The sequence below is a fragment of the Collinsella sp. AF02-46-1 genome, assembly GCF_003465825.1.
GTDB lineage: Bacteria > Actinomycetota > Coriobacteriia > Coriobacteriales > Coriobacteriaceae > Collinsella.
Genome location: NZ_QSBV01000040.1, coordinates 1 through 3,277, shown reverse-complemented (window position 1 = coordinate 3,277; position 3,277 = coordinate 1). Strand labels below are relative to the sequence as shown.

1 rRNA gene is annotated in these 3,277 nt (G+C 62.7%); it reads left to right on the top strand.

Annotation, left to right across the window (positions count from 1 at the left end):
• The first annotated feature begins 279 nt into the window (after positions 1 to 279).
• Positions 280 to 3,254, top strand: a 23S ribosomal RNA gene (locus tag DWV20_RS09700).
• Positions 3,255 to 3,277 lie beyond the last annotated feature (23 nt).

The following is a 3,277-nucleotide window of genomic DNA, read 5'->3' as shown; positions in this document are numbered from 1 at the left end:
ACCTTGAGAGCCGCATAGCGATAGGAGAGAGATGGAAGATCATTCTTCCAGACTCGATTCTTTTCTGCGATTTATCAGACAGAATGATAGCAATCATTCATCCGATCCAAACAAGAAGAATTCACTTATATATGAGTGAGGAGCATCTGATCGCGAGCACAGTCAACTACTGTGCCGCGGTATGAGATACCCGAATTGCGACATACGAGCGCTATTCATGATATCGATTAATTTAACTTAATTAGCGACACGTGGATATCCCGCGGGCCCGATGCGGTCCCGCAAGATACCACGGGCGCACGGCGGATGCCTTGGCACAGGGAGCCGATGAAGGACGCGGCAAGCTGCGATAATCCCCGGCGAGGAGCACACATCCTTCGACCCGGGGGTCTCCGAATGGGCGAACCCATCCACAGCAGTGTGGATATCCCCACCCCGAACACATAGGGGTGGGGAGGACAACCCGGGGAACTGAAACATCTAAGTACCCGGAGGAGAGGAAATCAATCTCGAGACTCCCCGAGTAGCGGCGAGCGAAAGGGGACCGATGGCCAAACCGTCGAGCGGGCGTACCCGGCAGGGGTTCCGCCGACGGGGTTGCAGGGCCGCGCATCCGGGGGCTGCCGCCCCCGGGCGCAGGTCCGGCTGGGGAGCGGAACGGCATGGGAGGGCCGGCCGCAGCGGGTGACAGCCCCGTACGCGAACCCAGACCGGACGGCGCGACGCGGTCCCTGAGTAGGGCCGGGCACGTGAAACCCGGTCCGAACCTGGGTGGACCACCATCCAAGCCTGAGTACTACCCTGTGACCGATAGCGCACCAGTACCGTGAGGGAAAGGTGAAAAGCACCCCGGGAGGGGAGTGAAACAGTACCTGAAACCGTGCGCCCACGAGCAGTCGGAGCACCTATATGGTGTGACGGCGTGCCTTTTGTAGAATGAGCCAGCGAGTCGCTGGCGCGGGGCGAGGTTAACCGAAAGGGAGCCGGAGCGAAAGCGAGCCTTAACAGGGCGACTTGAGTCCCGCGCCGCGGACGCGAAGCCGGGTGAGCTATCCGTGGGCAGGCTGAAGCGGGGGTAAGACCCCGTGGAGGGCCGAACGCACGTCGGTTGAAAACGGCGGCGATGACCTGCGGATAGGGGTGAAAGGCCAATCAAACCCGGAGATATCTCGTTCTCCCCGAAATAGCTTTAGGGCTAGCGTCGCGCGTTCACCGCCGGAGGTAGAGCACCGGATGGACGAGGGGGCTTCGCCGCCTACCGAATCCAACCGAACTCCGAATGCCGGCGGCCCAGAGCGCGGCAGTCAGAGCATGTGGGCTAAGCTGTGTGCTCGAGAGGGAAACAGCCCGGACCGCCCGCTAAGGTCCCCAAGTTCCAGCCGAGTGGCAAAGGATGTGCGTCCGCCCAGACAACCAGGATGTTGGCTTAGAAGCAGCCATCCATTCAAAGAGTGCGTAACAGCTCACTGGTCGAGTGGACATGCGCCGACAATACACGGGGCTAAGCTGGACACCGAAGCGGCGGGATTTTATCTATATAGAATCGGTAGGGGAGCTTCCCATGGGCGGTGAAGCCGCCGGGCGACCGGCGGTGGAGCGCATGGGAGTGAGAATGCTGGCATGAGTAGCGAGAGACGAGAGAGTAACTCGTCCGCCGTGAACCCGAGGTTTCCTGGGCAAGGCTAATCCTCCCAGGGTCAGTCGGGGGCTAAGGCGAGGCCGGGAGGCGTAGCCGACGCGCAGCAGGCAGACATTCCTGCACCGCGCACGCGGCGCTACGACCGACGGGGCGACGGATGGGGGTGGCTCGGCGGGGTTCTGGACGTCCCCGTGATGGAGCGCGGCCCGCGGACCAGGGAAATCCGGTCCGCACGAGGGCGAGGCTCCGGACGAAGCGATCAAGCGAAGCGAGTGAGCCCGAGGTCCCTAGAAAAACCCCTAGGCAGGCGCGTGCGCGCCCGTACCGCAAACCGACACAGGTGGGTGGGTAGAACATACCGAGGCGATCGGGTCAACCATGGTCAAGGAACTCGGCACAATGGCCCCGTAACTTCGGGAGAAGGGGTGCCCGCGCGTACGTGAACGGACTTGCTCCGGGAGCGGAGGCGGGCCGCAGTGGAGAGGCCCAAGCGACTGTTTACCAAAAACACAGGACTCTGCAGAAGCCGCAAGGCGACGTATAGGGTCTGACGCCTGCCCGGTGCCGGAAGGTCACGCGGAGGAGTTAGCGCATCGCGCGAAGCCCCGAAGCCAAGCCCCGGTAAACGGCGGCCGTAACTATAACGGTCCTAAGGTAGCGAAATTCCTTGTCGGGTAAGTTCCGACCTGCACGAAAGGCGCAACGACTTGGGCGCTGTCTCGACCATGGACCCGGTGAAATTGCACTGGTCGTGAAGATGCGACTTACCCGCGGAAGGACGGAGAGACCCCGTGAACCTTCACTGCAGCTTGGCATTGGCCGCTGGTCCCGCGTGTAGAGGATAGGCAGGAGGCATCGATCCGGAGGCGCCAGCCCCCGGGGAGCCGCCCTTGGAATACTGCCCTCGCGCGACCGGCGTCCTAACCCGAGGCCGTCAACCGGCTCGGGGACCGTGCCAGGCGGGCAGTTTGACTGGGGCGGTCGCCTCCTAAAGGGTAACGGAGGCGCGCGAAGGTCCGCTCGGGACGGTCGGCAACCGTCCTTTTGAATGCAAGAGTACAAGCGGGCTTGACTGCGAGGCCCACAAGCCGAGCAGGTGCGAAAGCAGGCTCTAGTGATCCGGCGGCCCCGAGTGGGTGGGCCGTCGCTCAACGGATAAAAGGTACTCCGGGGATAACAGGCTGATCTTGCCCAAGAGTCCACATCGACGGCAAGGTTTGGCACCTCGATGTCGGCTCATCGCATCCTGGGGCTGGAGCAGGTCCCAAGGGTACGGCTGTTCGCCGTTTAAAGCGGTACGCGAGCTGGGTTCAGAACGTCGTGAGACAGTTCGGTCCCTATCCTCCGTGGGCGCAGGAGAATCGATGGAGGCTGCCCCCAGTACGAGAGGACCGGGGTGGACGCACCTCCGGTGAACCGGTTGTCGACCAACGGCACGGCCGGGTAGCCGCGTGCGGCGCGGATAACCGCTGAAGGCATCTAAGCGGGAAGCCGTTCCAGGGATTAGTTCTCCTTCCGGTAAGGGCCCAGGTAGACTACCTGGTCGATAGACGGCAGGTGCAAGGACGGCGACGTCCTCAGCCGAGCCGCACTAATCGCCCGAGCTCTTCCGGAACCGCACCTCGCGGCCCGCGGGAC